This window comes from Pseudomonas sp. WS 5059 (assembly GCF_012985525.1).
GTDB lineage: Bacteria > Pseudomonadota > Gammaproteobacteria > Pseudomonadales > Pseudomonadaceae > Aquipseudomonas.
Genome location: NZ_JAAQWO010000003.1, coordinates 564,478 through 581,062, shown reverse-complemented (window position 1 = coordinate 581,062; position 16,585 = coordinate 564,478). Strand labels below are relative to the sequence as shown.

Below are 16,585 nucleotides of genomic sequence, written 5' to 3'. Positions count from 1 at the left end.
GAACTGCTGCTGAGCGGGCTATGCCCCTTCAGTGGTTAACGCCAACCACTTATGCACTTGCGAGGACTTTATGGCCCGTTTCGAACTGCAAAAACTCTACATTGACGGCGGCTACAGCGACGCTGGCAGCGATGCCACCTTCGAAGCCATCAACCCGGCTAACGGTGAAGTTCTCGCCAACGTGCAGCGCGCTACGTTCGAAGACGTTGAGCGTGCGGTGGTCAGCGCCGAAAAGGGCCAGAAAATCTGGGCCGCGATGACCGCCATGGAGCGTTCGCGCATCCTGCGTCGCGCCGTGGAAATCCTGCGTGAGCGCAACGATGAACTGGCCGCCCTGGAAACCCTGGACACCGGTAAATCCTTCTCTGAAACCAAGTACGTCGACATCGTCACCGGTGCCGACGTGCTGGAATACTACGCCGGCCTGGTGCCCGCCATCGAAGGCGAGCAGATCCCGCTGCGTACCACTTCGTTCGTCTACACCCGCCGCGAGCCGCTGGGCGTGGTCGCCGGTATCGGCGCGTGGAACTACCCGATCCAGATCGCCCTGTGGAAGTCTGCCCCAGCCCTGGCGGCCGGCAACGCAATGATCTTCAAGCCAAGCGAAGTGACGTCGCTGACCACCCTGAAACTGGCCGAGATCTACACCGAAGCCGGCGTTCCGGATGGCGTGTTCAACGTCCTGACCGGCAGCGGTCGTGAAGTCGGCACCTGGCTGACCGAGCACCCACGCATCGAAAAAATCTCCTTCACCGGCGGCACCGACACCGGCAAGAAGGTCATGGCCAGCGCTTCGAGCTCCTCGCTCAAAGACGTGACCATGGAACTGGGCGGCAAATCCCCGCTGATCATCTTCGACGACGCCGACCTGGATCGCGCCGCCGACACCGCGATGATGGCCAACTTCTACAGCTCCGGCCAGGTCTGCACCAACGGCACCCGCGTGTTTATTCCAAAGCACCTGCAAGCTGCCTTTGAAGCCAAGATCGTGGAGCGTGTTGCGCGCATCCGCGTCGGCAACCCAGAAGACGAGAACACCAACTTCGGCCCACTGGTCAGCTTCGCCCACATGGAAAGCGTGCTGGGCTACATCGCCAAGGGTAAGGAAGAAGGCGCACGCCTGCTGTGCGGCGGCGACCGCCTGACCGACGGCGACTTCGCCAAGGGCGCGTTCGTGGCACCGACCGTGTTCACTGACTGCACCGACGACATGACCATCGTGCGTGAAGAAATCTTTGGCCCGGTAATGAGCATCCTCACCTACGAGACCGAAGAAGAAGTGATCCGTCGTGCCAACGACACCGACTTCGGCCTGGCCGCGGGCCTGGTGACCCGCGATCTGAACCGCGCTCACCGCGTGATTCATCAGTTGGAAGCCGGTATCTGCTGGATCAACGCCTGGGGCGAGTCCGACGCCAAGATGCCGGTGGGCGGCTACAAGCAGTCGGGTGTTGGCCGTGAGAACGGCATCAGCTCGCTGAACAACTTCACCCGCATCAAATCGGTACAGGTTGAGCTGGGCGACTACGCCTCGGTGTTCTAACCCGGCTACCGCCAATCGCCCGCAAGCGGGCTCCTACAAGGATTGCGCACGACCTGTAGGAGCCGGCTTGCCGGCGATCGAGGGCAACGCCCTCGCCTGACCTGACCATCTCCAAAGAGGGTGCATTTATGTCCCAAGAATACGACTACATCATTGTGGGTGCCGGTTCCGCCGGTAACACCCTGGCGACCCGTCTGACCGAAGACGAAGGCGTCACCGTCCTGCTGCTGGAAGCCGGCGGCCCGGACTACCGTTTCGATTTCCGTACCCAGATGCCCGCCGCCCTGGCGTTCCCGCTGCAAGGCCGCCGCTACAACTGGGCCTATGAAACCGATCCAGAGCCACACATGGACGGCCGCCGCATGGAATGTGGGCGCGGCAAGGGCCTGGGTGGCTCGTCGCTGATCAACGGCATGTGCTACATCCGTGGCAACGCCATGGACTACGACAACTGGTCGAAGCTGCCAGGCCTGGAAGACTGGAGCTACCTCGACTGCCTGCCGTATTTCCGCAAGGCCGAAACCCGCGACATCGGCCCTAACGACTACCACGGTGGCGAAGGTCCGGTCAGCGTGACCACGCCTAAAGCCGGGAATAACCCGCTGTTCCACGCCATGGTTGAAGCCGGCGTGCAGGCCGGTTACCCGCGTACCGAGGACTTGAACGGCTACCAGCAAGAAGGCTTCGGCCCGATGGACCGTACCGTGACGCCCAAAGGCCGTCGCGCCAGTACCGCCCGTGGCTACCTGGACACCGCCAAGAAACGTTCGACCCTGACCATCGTCACCCATGCCCTGACCGACAAAGTGTTGTTCGAAGGCAAGCGTGCGGTCGGCGTGCGTTACCTGATCGGCGCCGCCGAAGAACGTGTTGAAGCCCGCGCGCGCAAGGAAGTGCTGGTGTGCAGCGGCGCCATCGCTTCGCCGCAATTGCTGCAACGCTCCGGTGTAGGCCCGGCCAAACTCCTGGAAAGCCTCGACATCCCGGTGGTCCACGACCTGCCAGGCGTCGGTGAAAACCTGCAGGACCACCTGGAGCTGTATCTGCAATACGCCTGCACCCAGCCGGTCTCGCTGTACCCGTCGCTGCTCTGGTACAACCAGCCGGCCATTGGTGCCGAATGGCTGTTCAACGGCACCGGCATCGGCGCCAGCAACCAGTTCGAGGCGGGCGGTTTTATCCGTACCCGTGAAGAATTCGAATGGCCGAACATCCAGTACCACTTCCTGCCGGTCGCGATTAACTACAACGGCAGTAACGGTGTGAAAGAGCACGGCTTCCAGGCGCACATGGGCTCCATGCGTTCGCCGAGCCGTGGCCGTGTGCAAGTGAAGTCGAAGAACCCACGGGACTACCCGAGCATCCTCTTCAACTACATGGCCACCGAGCAGGACTGGCAAGAGTTTCGCGATGGCATCCGCCTGACCCGTGAAATCATGCAGCAGCCGGCACTGGACCCGTACCGTGGCCGCGAGATCAGCCCGGGCATCGACGTGCAAACCGACGAGCAACTGGATAAATTCATCCGCGAACACGCCGAAACCGCGTTCCACCCCTCCTGCTCGTGCAAGATGGGCACCGACGAAATGGCCGTGGTCGATGGCGAAGGCCGCGTGCATGGCATGCAGGGCCTGCGGGTGGTCGATGCATCGATCATGCCGATCATCACCACCGGCAACCTGAACGCGCCAACCATCATGATCGCCGAGAAAATCGCCGACAAGATGCGTGGCCGCCAGTTGCCACGCAGCACCGCGGACTACTACGTGGCCGGCGATGCGCCAGTGCGTGGCAAGCCGTTGCGTGAAGTGGGTCCGACCGCGCGGTAAGCGTTACACCGCGGCGCTCCTATCGCAGGCAAGCCAGCTCCCACATTTGAATGTATTCACCCATCAAAATGTGGGAGGGGGCTTGCTCCCGATGAGGCCCGCCCAGCCAACACACATCTTCCCAGACTCTTCCTACACTGCCCCGCCCTTGATCCCACCCCCCGCGCCGGCCTAATCTAGTCCCTCGCGCAAACGTTTCACCTTCCTACCGACACGCCGGCTTCTGCCTGGCCACGAGGCTTTCTCATGTTTGATGTCGTTTCTTCGAGCAAATGGCCTACCGGCTTCCTGATCAATCCAAACGTTGAACCGCTGGACCCGAAATGGCTGAAGGAATTCAGCAAGATTCCGGCCGCGGCCGTCAGCGACTGCCTGGGCCGTAACGTCGGTGGCCTGGGCCTGAAGGCCTTCCACGGCAATGCACCGATGCTCGGCAGCGCGCTGACCGTGCGAGTGCGCCCCGGTGACAACCTGATGATTCTCAAAGCCATGCAAATGGCCCGCCCGGGCGATGTGCTGGTGATCGACGGCAGCGCCGACCTGACCCGTGCGGTGTTCGGCGGCATCATGCGCGCCATGGCCCTGAAGGCCGGTATTGTCGGGGTGGTGATCAACGGCGCCCTGCGCGACCTCGACGAATGGCAGACCGGCGAACTGCCAGCCTACGCCATCGGCGGCGTGCATCGTGGCCCGAGCACTGACGGCGGCGGCGAGATCAACGTACCGATCTCCTGCGCCGGCATGCTGGTAGCACCTGGCGACCTGATGATCGGCGACGGCGACGGCGTGGTCGCCGCCTCGCGCAGCGAACTGCCGGAATTGCTGGTGCGCTGCCATGACCTGCTGGCCCGCGAGAAAGCCACACTGGCCGCCATCGAAGCCGGCACCCTGGACCCTGATCGCTTTGACGCGATTTTGCGCGCCAAGGGTTGCCCGGTCTAAAGTCAAAAGCATCGCAGGCAAGCCAGCTCCCACATTTTGATTTGTGAACACATTCAAAAGGTGGGAGCTGGCTTGCCTGCGATGGGGCCCTCAAAGCCATCACCGCCCACAAGGAAGGCCCCATGTTCGACAAACACCCGCAACTCAAACAACATTTCGCCGCCCTGCGTACCCGCGCCGAGTTCTTTTCCCTGCGCTACGTGCGCGAGTCCGGCCAGTACCTGTCGGTGCGCAAGAACGTCGCCGAACCGCCACACCTGAGCCGCGACGAAGGCGCCATGCTCACCGTGCGCCTCGACGGGGTCGAAGCCTACGCGGCCACCAACGATATTTCCCTGGCCGGCCTGCAAGCCGCCCTCGAGCGTGCCGAGCAGCAAGCCCGGCGGATCAGGCCCCACGCCCTGCTCGACCTGCGCGACCAGCCGGTGTCCAGCGACGTCGCCGACTATCTGTCGCCAGAACTCGAGCAACCCTTCCCGTCCCTGAGCGACTGCTACCAACTGCTCGGTGCCGAATCGGCCGCCGTGCCCAAGGACGAGCGCCTGGTGAACTGGGAGGTCAGCCTGGGCACCACCCGCGTAGAGCAGATTTACCTCAACAGCGCCGGCGCCGAGTTGCGCCAGGCCCAGCGCTTTGTGTTCCCCGGCGTCAACGTGACCGCCTACGACGGCAACGACAGCCAGACCCGCACCCTGGGTGGCAGCAACTTTGGCCAGCAAGGTGGCTTTGATGTCATCAGCCGCTTCGGCCTGGTCGGAGCCGCACCCCGAATTGCCGACGAGGCCCTGCAACTGCTGCTGGCCCCCAACACGCCCCAAGGCCCGCGCGACCTGCTGCTGATGCCCGACCAGATGATCCTGCAGATCCACGAGTCCATCGGCCATCCCCTGGAGCTGGACCGCATCCTCGGTGACGAGCGCAATTACGCCGGCACCAGCTTCGTCAAGGCCAGCGATTTCGGGCACCTGCAATACGGCTCCAACCTGCTGAACGTGACCTTTGACCCCGACATTCCCGAGCAACTGGCCAGCTACGCCCATGACGATGACGGCACGCCCGCCAACAAGCAGTTCCTGATCCGTAACGGCCTGCTGCTCAAGCCCCTGGGCGGGGCGCTGTCGCAATACCGCTCGGGCATGGGCGGCGTGGCCAACAGCCGCGCCAGCAGTTGGAACCGCGCGCCCATCGACCGCATGGCCAACCTCAATATCGAGGCCGGCGACCAGAGCCTGGGGCAACTGATCGGCGGCATCGAGCACGGCATCCTGATGTCGACCAACCGTTCCTGGTCCATCGACGATGCGCGCAACAAGTTCCAGTTCGGCTGCGAATGGGGCCAGTTGATCGAGAACGGCGAGCTCAAGGGCGTGGTGAAGAACCCCAACTACCGGGCGATTTCCGCGCAGTTCTGGCGCAAGCTCAGCGCCGTGGGCGATGCCAGTACCTTCAAGGTGCTGGGCACGCCCAACTGTGGCAAGGGCGAGCCGAACCAGGTGATCCGCGTCGGCCATGCATCGCCGGCGTGTGTCTTCAGTGATGTGGATGTGTTTGGGGGAGACGCCTGATGAAGGCTTTCAAGGACCTGGTGGAGTGGCTCAAGCAGGCCATCACCGAAGGGGAACAGTTTCATCTGGACTACGCGGCGGAGTCGTCCGAATTCGTGCGTTTCAACCACGCCAAGGTGCGCCAGGCCGGCCAGGTACAGCAGGCCAGTGTCAACCTCAAGCTGATCAACGATGGCCGGCACGCCGACCTCGGTATCACCCTGGCCGGAGACCCCGAGGTGGACCGCCAGCGCCTGGCCGAGAGCCTGCAGCAACTGCGCGAAACCTTGCCCTTGCTGCCCAAGGATCCTTACCTGCTGCTCAATCACACGGCCTGGCAAAACAGCAGCGAGCAGGCCCAGGCGCTGCCGGACCTCGATCAGGTCCTGGGCGAAATCAGCCAGGGCGCCCAAGGTTTCGACCTGGTCGGCATTTATGCCGCCGGGCCGATCAGCCGTGGGTTCGCCAGCTCGTCGGGGGCTTTTGGCTGGCATCAGGCCAATAGCTTCAACTTTGATTTCAGCCTGTTCCATGCCAATGGCGAGGCGGTCAAGGCCAGCTACGCCGGCGATGCCTGGGACAGCGCGGCCTTTGCCCAGCGAGTGCAGCAAGCCCGCGAACAACTGGAGTTCCTTGGCCGGCCCTTGCACACCCTGGCGCCCGGTCAATACCGCGCGTACCTGGCACCGGCGGCCATGGAAGAAATCATCGGCATGCTCGCCTGGGGTGGTTTTTCTGCGCAAGCCATCGCCAGCAAGGGCAGCCCGTTGCAGCGCCTGTATGCCGGCGACCAGGCCCTGAGCCCGCTGGTGGACATGAGCGAACAGATCACGGCCTCCTTGAGCCCGGCGTTCTCCCGTGACGGCTACCCGCGCAGCGACGTGACCTTGATCGCCAATGGCCAGGCGCAAGGGCAACTGGTCAACTCGCGCAGCGCCGCCGAATACGGTTTGAGCACCAACGGCGCCAGCGCCGATGAGTCCCCCAGCGCCTTGCAGATGGCCGCCGGCAGCCTGGCCCAGGCCGATATCCTCAAGCAACTGGGCACCGGCCTGTACATCAGCAACCTGTGGTACCTGAACTACTCCGACCAACCGGCGGCGCGCCTGACGGGCATGACCCGCTTCGCCACGTTCTGGGTGCAAGACGGTGAGATCAAGGCGCCGGTCAGCACCATGCGTTTTGACGATAGCGTCTACCAACTGCTGGGCTCACAGTTGGAGGCATTGACTGCCGAGCGCGAGTTGTTGCTGTCGGCCAGCACCTATGGCGAGCGTAATACCTCGTCCAACCTGCTGCCCGGCGCGCTGGTAAAACGTCTGACCCTGACCTTGTAAACGCCCGGCTTGGCGGCGATGGCGGCCAGACGATCGCCGTCAGGCTCCCGGGCCTGATCGCCGGCAAGCCGGCTCCTACAGGGGAATGCCCTGGGTTCTGATGAACCGTCCCTTGCCGCACCCCGTTGGTTGGCGGGCTGTTGTCGACACTCCAAAACCTCGTTATAACGGTTGGTGGCATCCCGCCACCTTTCAACCCGCTTGCGCGCAAGCGATGCATGACCTCGCCCGGGATAGGGCGAGCCGGAGCGTTGACATGTACCAAGGAAGTTTTGTCATTGATAAGTTGTTCAAGCACTACAACGTTCACGTAGAGCAACTGGGTAACGATCCGCAACGCAAGACCGTGCTGTTGGTCAACGGCGCGCTGTCCACCACCCGCTCATTCGCCCGCACCAGCAAGTGCCTGGCCGAGCATTTCAATGTGTTGATGTTCGACTTGCCGTTTTCCGGCTATTCGCGCCCCCACAACGCCGATCTGGACCTGGTGACCAAGGACGACGAAGTCGAGATCCTGCGGGCGCTGGTGGAGCGTTTCCAGGTCAACCACCTGGTGTCGGCCTCCTGGGGTGGCATCTCGACCCTGCTGACCCTGGCGCGCAACCCGCCTTCTATCGAAAGCTCGGTGGTGATGGCCCTGGCGCCCAATCTCAACCAGGCGATGCTCGAATACGTGGAGCGCGTGCGGGTGCTGATCGAGGCCGATGACAAGTCCGCCGTCGGCCACCTGCTCAATGAAACCGTCGGCAAATTCCTCTCCAGCCGGCTCAAGCGCAATAACCATCGGCACCTGTCGACCATGGCCACCACCGAATACCGCCAGGCGCGCTTTCATATTCATCAGGTGCTTGCCCTGGGCGATGGCAACTACCTGCCGCAATTGCGCCAGATCGAAACCCCGGTGCATTTTCTCAACGGCACCCTGGACGAATACACCCCGGCCAATGAAGCCCAACTGTTCAAGCAGTACGTGGGCCGCAGCAGCTTCGCCAGCGCCGAGCACACCGGCCATTTGCTCGACCTGGAGTCGCGGGAGGCGGCGCTGGCGGTGCACCGGGCGTTGATCGATTTCCTGGTGGGTAAAGACGTTCCCCTGTCAGATATAGACGAACCGCCAGTGGGAAAACCGGCGGAGGTTAGCGCATAATCGGCAACACATAGCCTGCTAACAAAAAGGGATCCCATGCCCAATCGTGTCGTGCTCGATGCCAAGACTGCCCGCTGGTTGCCCTGGGTGGTCGCGATTGCCTTCTTCATGCAGTCACTCGACGGCACGATTCTCAACACGGCACTGCCCGCCATGGCCGAGGATCTGGCGGAAAACCCGCTGCGCATGCAGGGCGTGATCATCGCCTACATGCTCACCGTGGCCTTGCTGATCCCGGCCTCGGGCTGGATCGCCGACCGTTTCGGTACCAAGAAGATTTTCTTTGGCGCGATCATGCTGTTCAGCATCGGCTCGCTGCTGTGCGCCCTGTCCAGCAGCCTGACCATGCTGGTGGGCGCGCGGGTGATCCAGGGCCTGGGCGGTGCGCTGATGCTGCCGGTCGGCCGGCTGGTGGTGCTGCGCGCCTACCCGCGCTCGGAGCTGGTGCGGATCATGGGCTTTATCACCATCCCCGGCCTGCTCGGCCCCTTGCTCGGCCCGACCATGGGCGGCTGGATGGTGCAATACCTGACCTGGCACTGGATCTTCCTGATCAACCTGCCGGTAGGCATGATCGGCTGCTACGCCGTGTGGAAGTTCATCCCCGACCTGCGCGGCAGCGAGCGAACACGCTTCGACAGCCTGGGCTTTTTGCTGTTTGGCGCGGCGATGGTGCTGATCACCATTGCCATGGAAGGCCTGGGCGAGCTGCACCTGCCGCATTTGCGCGTGATGTTGCTGCTGTTCGGCGGCATGGCGTGCCTGGCGGCCTACTGGCTGCGCGCCGGGCATATCGAAAACCCACTGTTCTCGCCGGTGCTGTTCAAGACCCGGACCTTTGCCGTGGGCATTCTCGGCAACCTGTTCGCGCGCCTGGGCAGCGGCGCCCTGCCGTTCCTCGTACCGCTGTTGTTGCAGATCGCCCTGGGCTATTCGCCGTCCCAGGCGGGGATGAGCATGTTGCCCCTGGCGGCGGCGGCCATGCTCGCCAAGTCCATCGCCCGGCCGCTGATCGAACGCCTGGGCTATCGCATCGTGCTCACCGGCAACACCCTGGCGCTGGGGATCATGCTGGCGAGCATGGGCCTGGTCAGCGAGCAGACGCCGTACCCGCTGCTGCTGGCAATGCTCGCAGTGCTGGGGGCGATCAACTCCCTGCAATTTACCGCGATGAACACCGTGACCCTGATCGACCTCGACGACGCCCAGGCCAGCAGCGGCAACAGCCTGCTGTCGGTGGTGGCGCAACTGGCCCTGAGCCTGGGGGTGGCCTGCGCCGGTGCCCTGCTTGGCGGATTTACGGCCGAAGCCGGTAACGATGGGGTCAACACCGTGCTTGAGGCATTCCAGTTGACGTTCCTCACCGTGGGCATCATGGCGATGCTGGCGGCGGCGATCTTCCTGCAATTGTCGCCAAAAGACGGCAAACGGGTGGTCAGCCGCGAGCACGACATTGAGCATTAAGCAGCGACTCGTCTAGAACTTGCAGGGAAATTCCCACGGGGCTGGTACACTGCGCGACATTTTGTTTTGCAGAGCCAGTCCCGTGACCACCATCGCCACCGCTTTTAATACTTTGCCGCTCTCCGCCGCCATGCTGGCTAACCTCGACTCGCTGGGTTATGCCGAGATGACGCAGATCCAGGCGCAAAGCTTGCCGGTGATCCTCAAGGGGCTGGACCTGATCGCCCAGGCCAAGACCGGCAGCGGCAAGACCGCTGCCTTTGGTATCGGCCTGCTGAACCCGATCAACCCGCGCTACTTCGGTTGCCAGGCCCTGGTGATGTGCCCGACCCGCGAGCTGGCAGACCAGGTGGCCAAGGAAATCCGCCGCCTGGCCCGCGCCGAAGACAACATCAAGGTGCTGACCCTGTGCGGCGGCGTGTCCCTCGGCCCGCAGATCGCCTCCCTGGAACATGGCGCCCACGTCATCGTCGGCACCCCGGGCCGCATCCAGCAACACCTGCGCAAGGGTTCGCTGGTGCTGGACGGCTTGAACACGCTGATCCTCGACGAGGCCGACCGCATGCTCGACATGGGTTTCTACGACGCCATCGAAGACATCATCAGCAAGACCCCGGCCCGTCGCCAGACCCTGCTGTTCTCGGCCACCTACCCGGTGAGCATCAAGCAACTGGCGTCCAAATTCATGCGCGCGCCGCAGCAGGTCAAGGCCGAAGCGTTCCACTCCGATGAGCAGATCGAGCAGCGTTTCTACGAAATCTCCCCGGAAGAACGCATGGACGCAGTGACCAAGGTGCTGTCGCACTTCCGTCCGGCCTCTTGCGTGGCCTTCTGCTTTACCAAGCAGCAAGTGCAGGAAACCGTGGATCACCTGACCGCCAAGGGCATTTCTGCGGTCGGCCTGCATGGCGACCTGGAACAGCGCGACCGTGACCAGGTGCTGGCAATGTTCGCCAACCGCAGTACTTCGGTACTGGTGGCCACCGACGTGGCGGCCCGCGGCCTGGACATCGACTCGCTGGACATGGTGATCAACGTCGAACTGGCCCGCGATTCGGAAATCCACATCCACCGCGTCGGCCGTACCGGTCGTGCCGGTGAGACCGGGATCGCCATCAGCCTGGTGGCACCGTCCGAGGCGCACCGCGCCCAGGCCATCGAACTGCTGCAAAAGGCCCCGCTGAACTGGGACCAACTGAGCAACCTCAAGTCCCAGGGCGGCGCGCCGCTGCTGCCGGTGATGAGCACGTTGTGCATTGCTGCCGGCCGTAAAGACAAGGTCCGCCCAGGTGACATCCTTGGCGCGCTGACCGGTGAAGCCGGGATTCCGGGCGCCCAGGTCGGCAAGATCGCGATCTTTGACTTCCAGGCCTACGTGGCGGTGGAGCGCAGCGTCGCCAAGCAGGCGTTGCAGCGCTTGAACGACGGCAAAATCAAGGGCCGTTCGTTGCGCGTACGGATCCTGTAAGCACACCGCGTTGCTGTTGAAGGAACCGAATCAATGTGGGAGCCGGGCTTGCCCGCGATGCAGGCGACTCGGTCTGACAGATTGACCGAGTTGATGCCATCGCAGGCAAGCCAGCTCCCACAGTTGATTGCATTTCAAATCAGGTTTTTGTGAGGACATTGCTGTGCGCTCGACCGAAGTTGTGATCATTGGCGCTGGCGCCGCAGGCTTGATGTGCGCGCTGACCGCCGCCGGGCGTGGGCGCAAGGTGATGCTGATCGACCATGCGAACAAGGCCGGCAAGAAGATCCTGATGTCCGGCGGTGGCCGCTGTAACTTCACCAACATGTACACCGAGCCGGCCAACTTCCTCTCGCACAATGCGCACTTCTGCAAATCCGCCCTGGCCCGCTACACCCAGTGGGATTTCATCGCCTTGGTGGCCAAGCATGGCGTGCCGTACCACGAGAAAAAACTCGGTCAGCTGTTCTGCGATAACAAATCCAGCGACATCCTCGGCATGCTGCTCGACGAATGCATCCAGACCGGCGTGAGCCTGCACCTGGACACCTCGATCCAGGAGATCGCCAGGCTCGACAGCGGCTACCAACTGCAAACCACCCTCGGCGAGTTGCGCTGCGAATCCCTAGTGATTGCCACCGGCGGCCTGTCGATTCCGACCCTGGGCGCCACCGGCTTTGGTTATCAGGTTGCCAGGCAGTTCGGTCATGAACTGCTGCCAACCCGCGCAGGCCTGGTGCCGTTTACCATCACCGATCAGCTCAAGGAGCTGTGTGGCGAGCTGTCCGGCACCTCGGTCGATTGCCTGGTCAGCTGCAACGAGCAGAGCTTTCGCGAGAACATTCTGTTTACCCATCGCGGCCTGAGCGGGCCGGCGATTTTGCAGATTTCCTCGTACTGGGAGCCCGGCGACACGGTTGAGATCAACCTGCTGCCCGACCACGACGCCCACGCCTGGCTGCAACAGCAACAGGCCGAGCGCCCCAACAGCGAGCTCAAGACCCTGCTGGGCGAGATCTTCACCAAGAAGATGGCCAACCTGCTGGCCGAGACGTGGTTTGTGTCCAAGCCGATGAAGCAGTACACCCACGCCGAGCTCGCGGACATCGCCACGCGGCTGGGCTGCTGGCAATTGGTCCCGGCCGGCACCGAAGGCTACCGCACCGCCGAAGTCACCCTGGGCGGGGTGGATACGCGGGAAGTGTCGTCCAAGACCATGGAATCGCTGAAAAGCCCCGGCCTGTATTTTATCGGCGAAGTGCTGGACGTGACCGGGCACCTGGGCGGCTTCAACTTCCAGTGGGCCTGGGCTTCGGGGTATGCGGCGGCGCAGTACGCCTGAACCAAGGATGTACTCGATCAAACTGTAGGAGCCGGTTTGCCGGCGATAGCGGTGTATCAGTGCCCCATTTGCCGGTTGACCCACCGCTATCGCCGGCAAGCCAGCTCCTACAGTTGATTGCGGTGCCTGGGATATTTTTTGCTTATGAATGTGATCGCCACGCTTGCCGTGGCGTCATTACTGGCTCAATTTAGCGGCATCGTCCCGGAAGACCCCAGACTTCATGTCCTCGACCTCGTTCAAGCAGTCCATGCGGCGCCTTTGGGCACTGGATAAGTTCAGTTACAGCGTACGGGTGTTTATCGCCCTCACCGGCAGCATGGCGCTGTGCTGGTATCAGGATGAAATGTCGCTGCTGATCCCGCTGTTCCTGGGGATTATCGCCAGCGCCCTGGCCGAGACCGATGACAGCTGGCAGGGCCGCCTCAATGCGCTGGCGGTAACGCTGGTGTGCTTCAGCGTGGCGGCGCTGTCGGTGGAGTTGCTGTTTCCCTACCCGTGGATTTTTGCCATCGCCATCGCCCTGGCGAGTTTTTGCCTGACCATGCTCGGCGCGTTGGGCGAGCGTTATGGGGCGATAGCCTCGGCCACCTTGATCCTGTCGGTCTACACCATGATCGGCGTGGACCAGCGCGGCGGTGCCGTCACCGACTTCTGGCACGAGCCTTTGCTGCTGGTGGCCGGTGCCGCCTGGTACGGCGCACTGTCGGTGCTGTGGCAGGCAATGTTTTCCAACCAGCCGGTGCAACAGAGCCTGGCCCGGCTGTTTCGCGAGCTGGGGCGTTACCTCAAGCTCAAGTCATCGTTGTTCGAGCCTATTCGCCAGCTGGACGTAGAAGCGCGGCGCCTGGAGCTGGCGCAACAAAATGGCCGGGTGGTGGCGGCGCTCAATGCGGCCAAGGAAATCATCCTGCACCGTGTCGGCAATGGCCGGCCGGGGTCCAAGGTCAGCCGCTACCTCAAGCTGTACTTCCTGGCCCAGGACATCCACGAGCGCGCCAGCTCCTCCCACTACCCCTACAACGCCCTGGCCGAGGCGTTCTTCCACAGCGATGTGCTGTTCCGCTGCCAGCGCCTGCTGCGCCAGCAAGGCAAGGCCTGCCAGGCCCTCGCCGAGTCGATCCAGTTGCGCCAGCCATTCGTCTACGACGACAGCTTCGCCGAGGCCCTGGGCGACCTGAACGCCTCCCTCGAACACCTGCGCATCCAGAGCAACCCGGCCTGGCGCGGGCTGCTGCGTTCGTTGCGCGCGCTGGCGGCCAACCTGTCGACCCTCGACCGCCTGCTCAGTGACGCCAGCAACCCCGACAGCCTGGCAGATGCCAGCGACAGCAGCCTGCTGGACCGTTCGCCGCGCAACCTCAAGGAAATGTGGACGCGCCTGCGTACCCAACTGACCCCGACTTCGCTGCTGTTCCGTCACGCCCTGCGCCTGCCGCTGGCGCTGAGTGTCGGCTACGGCATGGTGCATTTGATCCACCCGTCCCAGGGCTACTGGATCATCCTCACCACCCTGTTTGTCTGCCAGCCCAACTACGGCGCTACGCGGCGCAAGCTCGGCCAGCGGATCGTCGGCACAGCCATCGGCCTGACAGTGGCCTGGGCGCTGTTCGATCTGTTCCCCAGCCCCCTGGTGCAATCGATGTTCGCCATCGCCGCCGGGCTGGTGTTCTTTATCAACCGCACCACCCGCTACACCCTGGCCACTGCGGCCATTACCCTGATGGTGCTGTTCTGCTTCAACCAGGTGGGCGATGGCTACGGGCTGTTCCTGCCGCGCTTGTTCGATACCCTGCTTGGCAGCCTGATCGCCGGGCTGGCGGTGTTCCTGTTCCTGCCGGACTGGCAAGGCCGGCGCCTGAACAAAGTGCTGGCCAACACCCTGACCTGCAACAGCATCTACCTGCGCCAGATCATGCAGCAATATGCCGCCGGCAAGAGCGACGACCTGGCCTACCGCCTGGCCCGGCGCAATGCACACAACGCCGACGCCGCGCTGTCCACCACCCTGGCCAATATGCTGATGGAGCCTGGGCATTTCCGTAAGGAAGCCGACGTAGGCTTCCGCTTCCTGGTGCTGTCCCACACCTTGCTCAGTTACCTCTCGGGGCTTGGCGCGCACCGCGACACCCAACTGCCAGCAGACGTGCGCGAGCACCTGATCGAAGGCGCGGGCAAGACCCTCGCCACGAGCATCGACGAAATCGCCACGGGGCTGGCGAACAAGCAGCCGATCGCGGTGCAAAGCGATGCCGAGGAAGCGCTGGCGGTGGAACTGGAGCAGATGCCGGATGAGATCGACGAAGCACAACGCCTGGTACAGACACAGTTGGGGTTGATCTGTCGGCAGTTGGGGCCGCTGCGTACCTTGGCGGCGCATTTGATCAAGGAAACCAGTGCGGCTTAGGCCGTCATCGCAGGTGAGCCAGCGCCTACCTTTGAAATGCATTCCCATGTGGGAGCTGGCTTGCCTGCGATGAGGCCCTGAAGACCACTACATCCCATGCTGTTTGAGCAGTCGCGCATAACTGCCATCAACTTTCATCCGGGCAATCTCCCGATCAAACCCGGCAACAATCTGCTCATGCCTGGGGTTTTTCAGGCTGACCAGAATATGCAGGCTGTTCTCACTCAACGGCTTGGGCAAAAACTCCACCGCACTGCGCACCCTGGGTGATTCCCGCGCCAGGTAAAAGCGCGCGACATACTCGTCCTCGACCGTCAGCCGCACCCGCCGGGCCGCGAGCATGCGCACGGCCATGGCGAAGTTATGCACCGGGACTTTTTGCAGTTGGGGATCGGCGTCGAAGTCTGCCGAATAGGCGTAGCCGCGTACGACGGCGACGGGATAGTCGTGCAATTGCTGCAGGTTCTGGAACTCGATGGGATCGTCGCGGCGCTTGATGAAACGCACGCGGTTGAGCAGGTATTCGGCGGAAAACTGCCCCAACTGCGTGCGCGCCTCGTCGTACCAGGCATTGATCAGTACGTCATAACGCCCGTCGCCTACCCCCATCAGCGCCCGCGCCCAAGGCACCTGCTCGAAATCACTGGCATAGCCGGCACGCGCCAGGGCAGTGCTGACGATATCGGTGGCCAGGCCTCCATTGACCAGGGTCGCATCGGTAAACGGCGGCCACGCATCCGCCACCAGGCGCAAGCGTTCCGCGGCCACCGTGGGGGCCAGCAACAGCAATACGATCAAAGCAACGGCACGAGACAATCGCAGCATGCTTAATGTCCTTGCACAGCGGGCAGTTCCTTGCGGGCGATGACGCCTGGCGGGAATCCTTCCAGGTTCTGACTTTAGCTTATCGCTCGCGGTGTACCGCAGATTACACAAAGAACCCGGCCGCGAAAGCACTCAATGATGGCAAATTGACGTCACTCACAAAAAACGTGGTTTTGCAGGTGTTTGCACCACCGCCCAAGACAGTCGCCGGTCAGGGCATTACTATCCAGGCAGGTCTTTATGCGAGATGGGACGATGACTGTCGATTGGGTTTGCAAGCACCACAATGATCTGGGCAAGGAACAGCTCTACGCCATTTTGCGTCTGCGGGCAGCGGTGTTTGTGGTCGAGCAGAAATGCGTCTACCAGGATATCGATGACCAGGACCTGGAGGGCGATACCCACCACCTGATGGCCTGGCAGGACAATCAACTGGTGGCCTACCTGCGCCTGCTCGACCCGGAGCTGCACGGCGGCGACGTGGTGATCGGCCGCGTGCTGGTGGCCGAGGCGGCACGGGGTACCGGCCTGGGGCACGAGATGCTGGAGGAAACCCTCAAGCAGATCGACGATATCTGGCCGCAGACGCCGATCTTTCTCTCAGCCCAGGCGCATTTGCAGGGGTACTACGCAAGATACGGGTTCAAGGTCGAGGGGGAGGAATACCTGGAGGATGAAATTCCGCATATTGGGATGCGGCGCGCCTGAGGACGCCATCGCGGGCAAGCCCGCTCCCA

General features: G+C 62.8%; 12 protein-coding genes. 11 read left to right on the top strand and 1 reads right to left on the bottom strand.

What is annotated here, in order from left to right; genetic code table 11:
* The first annotated feature begins 70 nt into the window (after nt 1-70).
* The 10 genes from betB (at nt 71) to yccS (ending at nt 15,023) form a co-directional block, all read left to right on the top strand.
* A complete protein-coding gene (gene betB, locus HBO12_RS11610; RefSeq protein ID WP_169953665.1) occupies nt 71-1,543 on the top strand; it encodes a betaine-aldehyde dehydrogenase in 1,473 nt (490 codons plus the stop codon).
* A gap of 128 nt (nt 1,544-1,671) precedes the next feature.
* The gene (gene betA / locus HBO12_RS11605; RefSeq protein WP_170042181.1) at nt 1,672-3,372 is read left to right on the top strand and encodes a choline dehydrogenase; all 1,701 of its coding nucleotides are present in this window, start codon (nt 1,672-1,674) and stop codon (nt 3,370-3,372) included.
* 246 nt (nt 3,373-3,618) lie between these two features.
* Complete coding sequence (locus tag HBO12_RS11600; protein WP_029297314.1) at nt 3,619-4,314, top strand: RraA family protein; 696 nt, start codon at nt 3,619-3,621, stop codon at nt 4,312-4,314.
* A 122-nt stretch (nt 4,315-4,436) separates the two neighbouring features.
* Nucleotides 4,437-5,879, top strand: a complete 1,443-nt coding sequence (locus HBO12_RS11595; RefSeq protein ID WP_170042180.1) for a TldD/PmbA family protein — start codon at nt 4,437-4,439, stop codon at nt 5,877-5,879.
* Nucleotides 5,879-7,195 carry a TldD/PmbA family protein gene (locus tag HBO12_RS11590; RefSeq protein WP_170042179.1) on the top strand — a complete coding sequence of 439 codons (1,317 nt, stop codon included), beginning with the start codon at nt 5,879-5,881 and terminating at the stop codon, nt 7,193-7,195. The genes HBO12_RS11595 and HBO12_RS11590 overlap by 1 nt, the downstream gene beginning before the upstream one ends.
* Nucleotides 7,196-7,451: 256 nt before the next feature.
* Entirely contained in the window at nt 7,452-8,342 is an 891-nt protein-coding gene (locus HBO12_RS11585) for an alpha/beta fold hydrolase (RefSeq protein ID WP_170042178.1), read from the top strand.
* Between the two features lie 36 nt (nt 8,343-8,378).
* The gene (mdtD, locus tag HBO12_RS11580; protein WP_169953655.1) at nt 8,379-9,806 is read left to right on the top strand and encodes a multidrug transporter subunit MdtD; all 1,428 of its coding nucleotides are present in this window, start codon (nt 8,379-8,381) and stop codon (nt 9,804-9,806) included.
* Nucleotides 9,807-9,936: 130 nt separating this feature from the next.
* Nucleotides 9,937-11,274 carry an ATP-dependent RNA helicase DbpA gene (dbpA, locus tag HBO12_RS11575; protein WP_232545553.1) on the top strand — a complete coding sequence of 446 codons (1,338 nt, stop codon included), beginning with the start codon at nt 9,937-9,939 and terminating at the stop codon, nt 11,272-11,274.
* A gap of 163 nt (nt 11,275-11,437) precedes the next feature.
* A complete protein-coding gene (locus HBO12_RS11570) occupies nt 11,438-12,616 on the top strand; it encodes an aminoacetone oxidase family FAD-binding enzyme (protein ID WP_169953653.1) in 1,179 nt (392 codons plus the stop codon).
* A 223-nt stretch (nt 12,617-12,839) separates the two neighbouring features.
* Nucleotides 12,840-15,023: a YccS family putative transporter gene (gene yccS, locus HBO12_RS11565; RefSeq protein ID WP_169953651.1), complete on the top strand. Its 2,184-nt coding sequence runs from the start codon at nt 12,840-12,842 to the stop codon at nt 15,021-15,023.
* 87 nt (nt 15,024-15,110) lie between these two features.
* On the opposite strand, the gene HBO12_RS11560 is transcribed toward yccS, so the two are convergent.
* On the bottom strand, nt 15,111-15,848 hold the full coding sequence (locus HBO12_RS11560) for a substrate-binding periplasmic protein (RefSeq protein ID WP_170042177.1): 738 nt from the start codon (nt 15,846-15,848) through the stop codon (nt 15,111-15,113).
* A 255-nt stretch (nt 15,849-16,103) separates the two neighbouring features.
* Between HBO12_RS11560 and HBO12_RS11555 the strand changes: the two genes are divergently transcribed.
* Entirely contained in the window at nt 16,104-16,556 is a 453-nt protein-coding gene (locus tag HBO12_RS11555; RefSeq protein WP_169953647.1) for a GNAT family N-acetyltransferase, read from the top strand.
* The last annotated feature ends 29 nt before the right edge of the window (nt 16,557-16,585 follow it).

Excerpts from the sequence above, each read along its gene's own strand:
- betB (WP_169953665.1), top strand. The coding sequence starts at position 71 with ATGGCCCGTTTCGAACTGCAAAAACTCTACATTGACGGCGGCTACAGC.
- betA (WP_170042181.1), top strand. The coding sequence starts at position 1,672 with ATGTCCCAAGAATACGACTACATCATTGTGGGTGCCGGTTCCGCCGGT.
- HBO12_RS11600 (WP_029297314.1), top strand. The coding sequence starts at position 3,619 with ATGTTTGATGTCGTTTCTTCGAGCAAATGGCCTACCGGCTTCCTGATC.
- HBO12_RS11595 (WP_170042180.1), top strand. The coding sequence starts at position 4,437 with ATGTTCGACAAACACCCGCAACTCAAACAACATTTCGCCGCCCTGCGT.
- HBO12_RS11590 (WP_170042179.1), top strand. The coding sequence starts at position 5,879 with ATGAAGGCTTTCAAGGACCTGGTGGAGTGGCTCAAGCAGGCCATCACC.
- HBO12_RS11585 (WP_170042178.1), top strand. The coding sequence starts at position 7,452 with ATGTACCAAGGAAGTTTTGTCATTGATAAGTTGTTCAAGCACTACAAC.
- mdtD (WP_169953655.1), top strand. The coding sequence starts at position 8,379 with ATGCCCAATCGTGTCGTGCTCGATGCCAAGACTGCCCGCTGGTTGCCC.
- dbpA (WP_232545553.1), top strand. The coding sequence starts at position 9,937 with ATGCTGGCTAACCTCGACTCGCTGGGTTATGCCGAGATGACGCAGATC.
- yccS (WP_169953651.1), top strand. The coding sequence starts at position 12,840 with ATGTCCTCGACCTCGTTCAAGCAGTCCATGCGGCGCCTTTGGGCACTG.
- HBO12_RS11560 (WP_170042177.1), bottom strand. The coding sequence starts at position 15,848 with ATGCTGCGATTGTCTCGTGCCGTTGCTTTGATCGTATTGCTGTTGCTG.
- HBO12_RS11555 (WP_169953647.1), top strand. The coding sequence starts at position 16,104 with ATGACTGTCGATTGGGTTTGCAAGCACCACAATGATCTGGGCAAGGAA.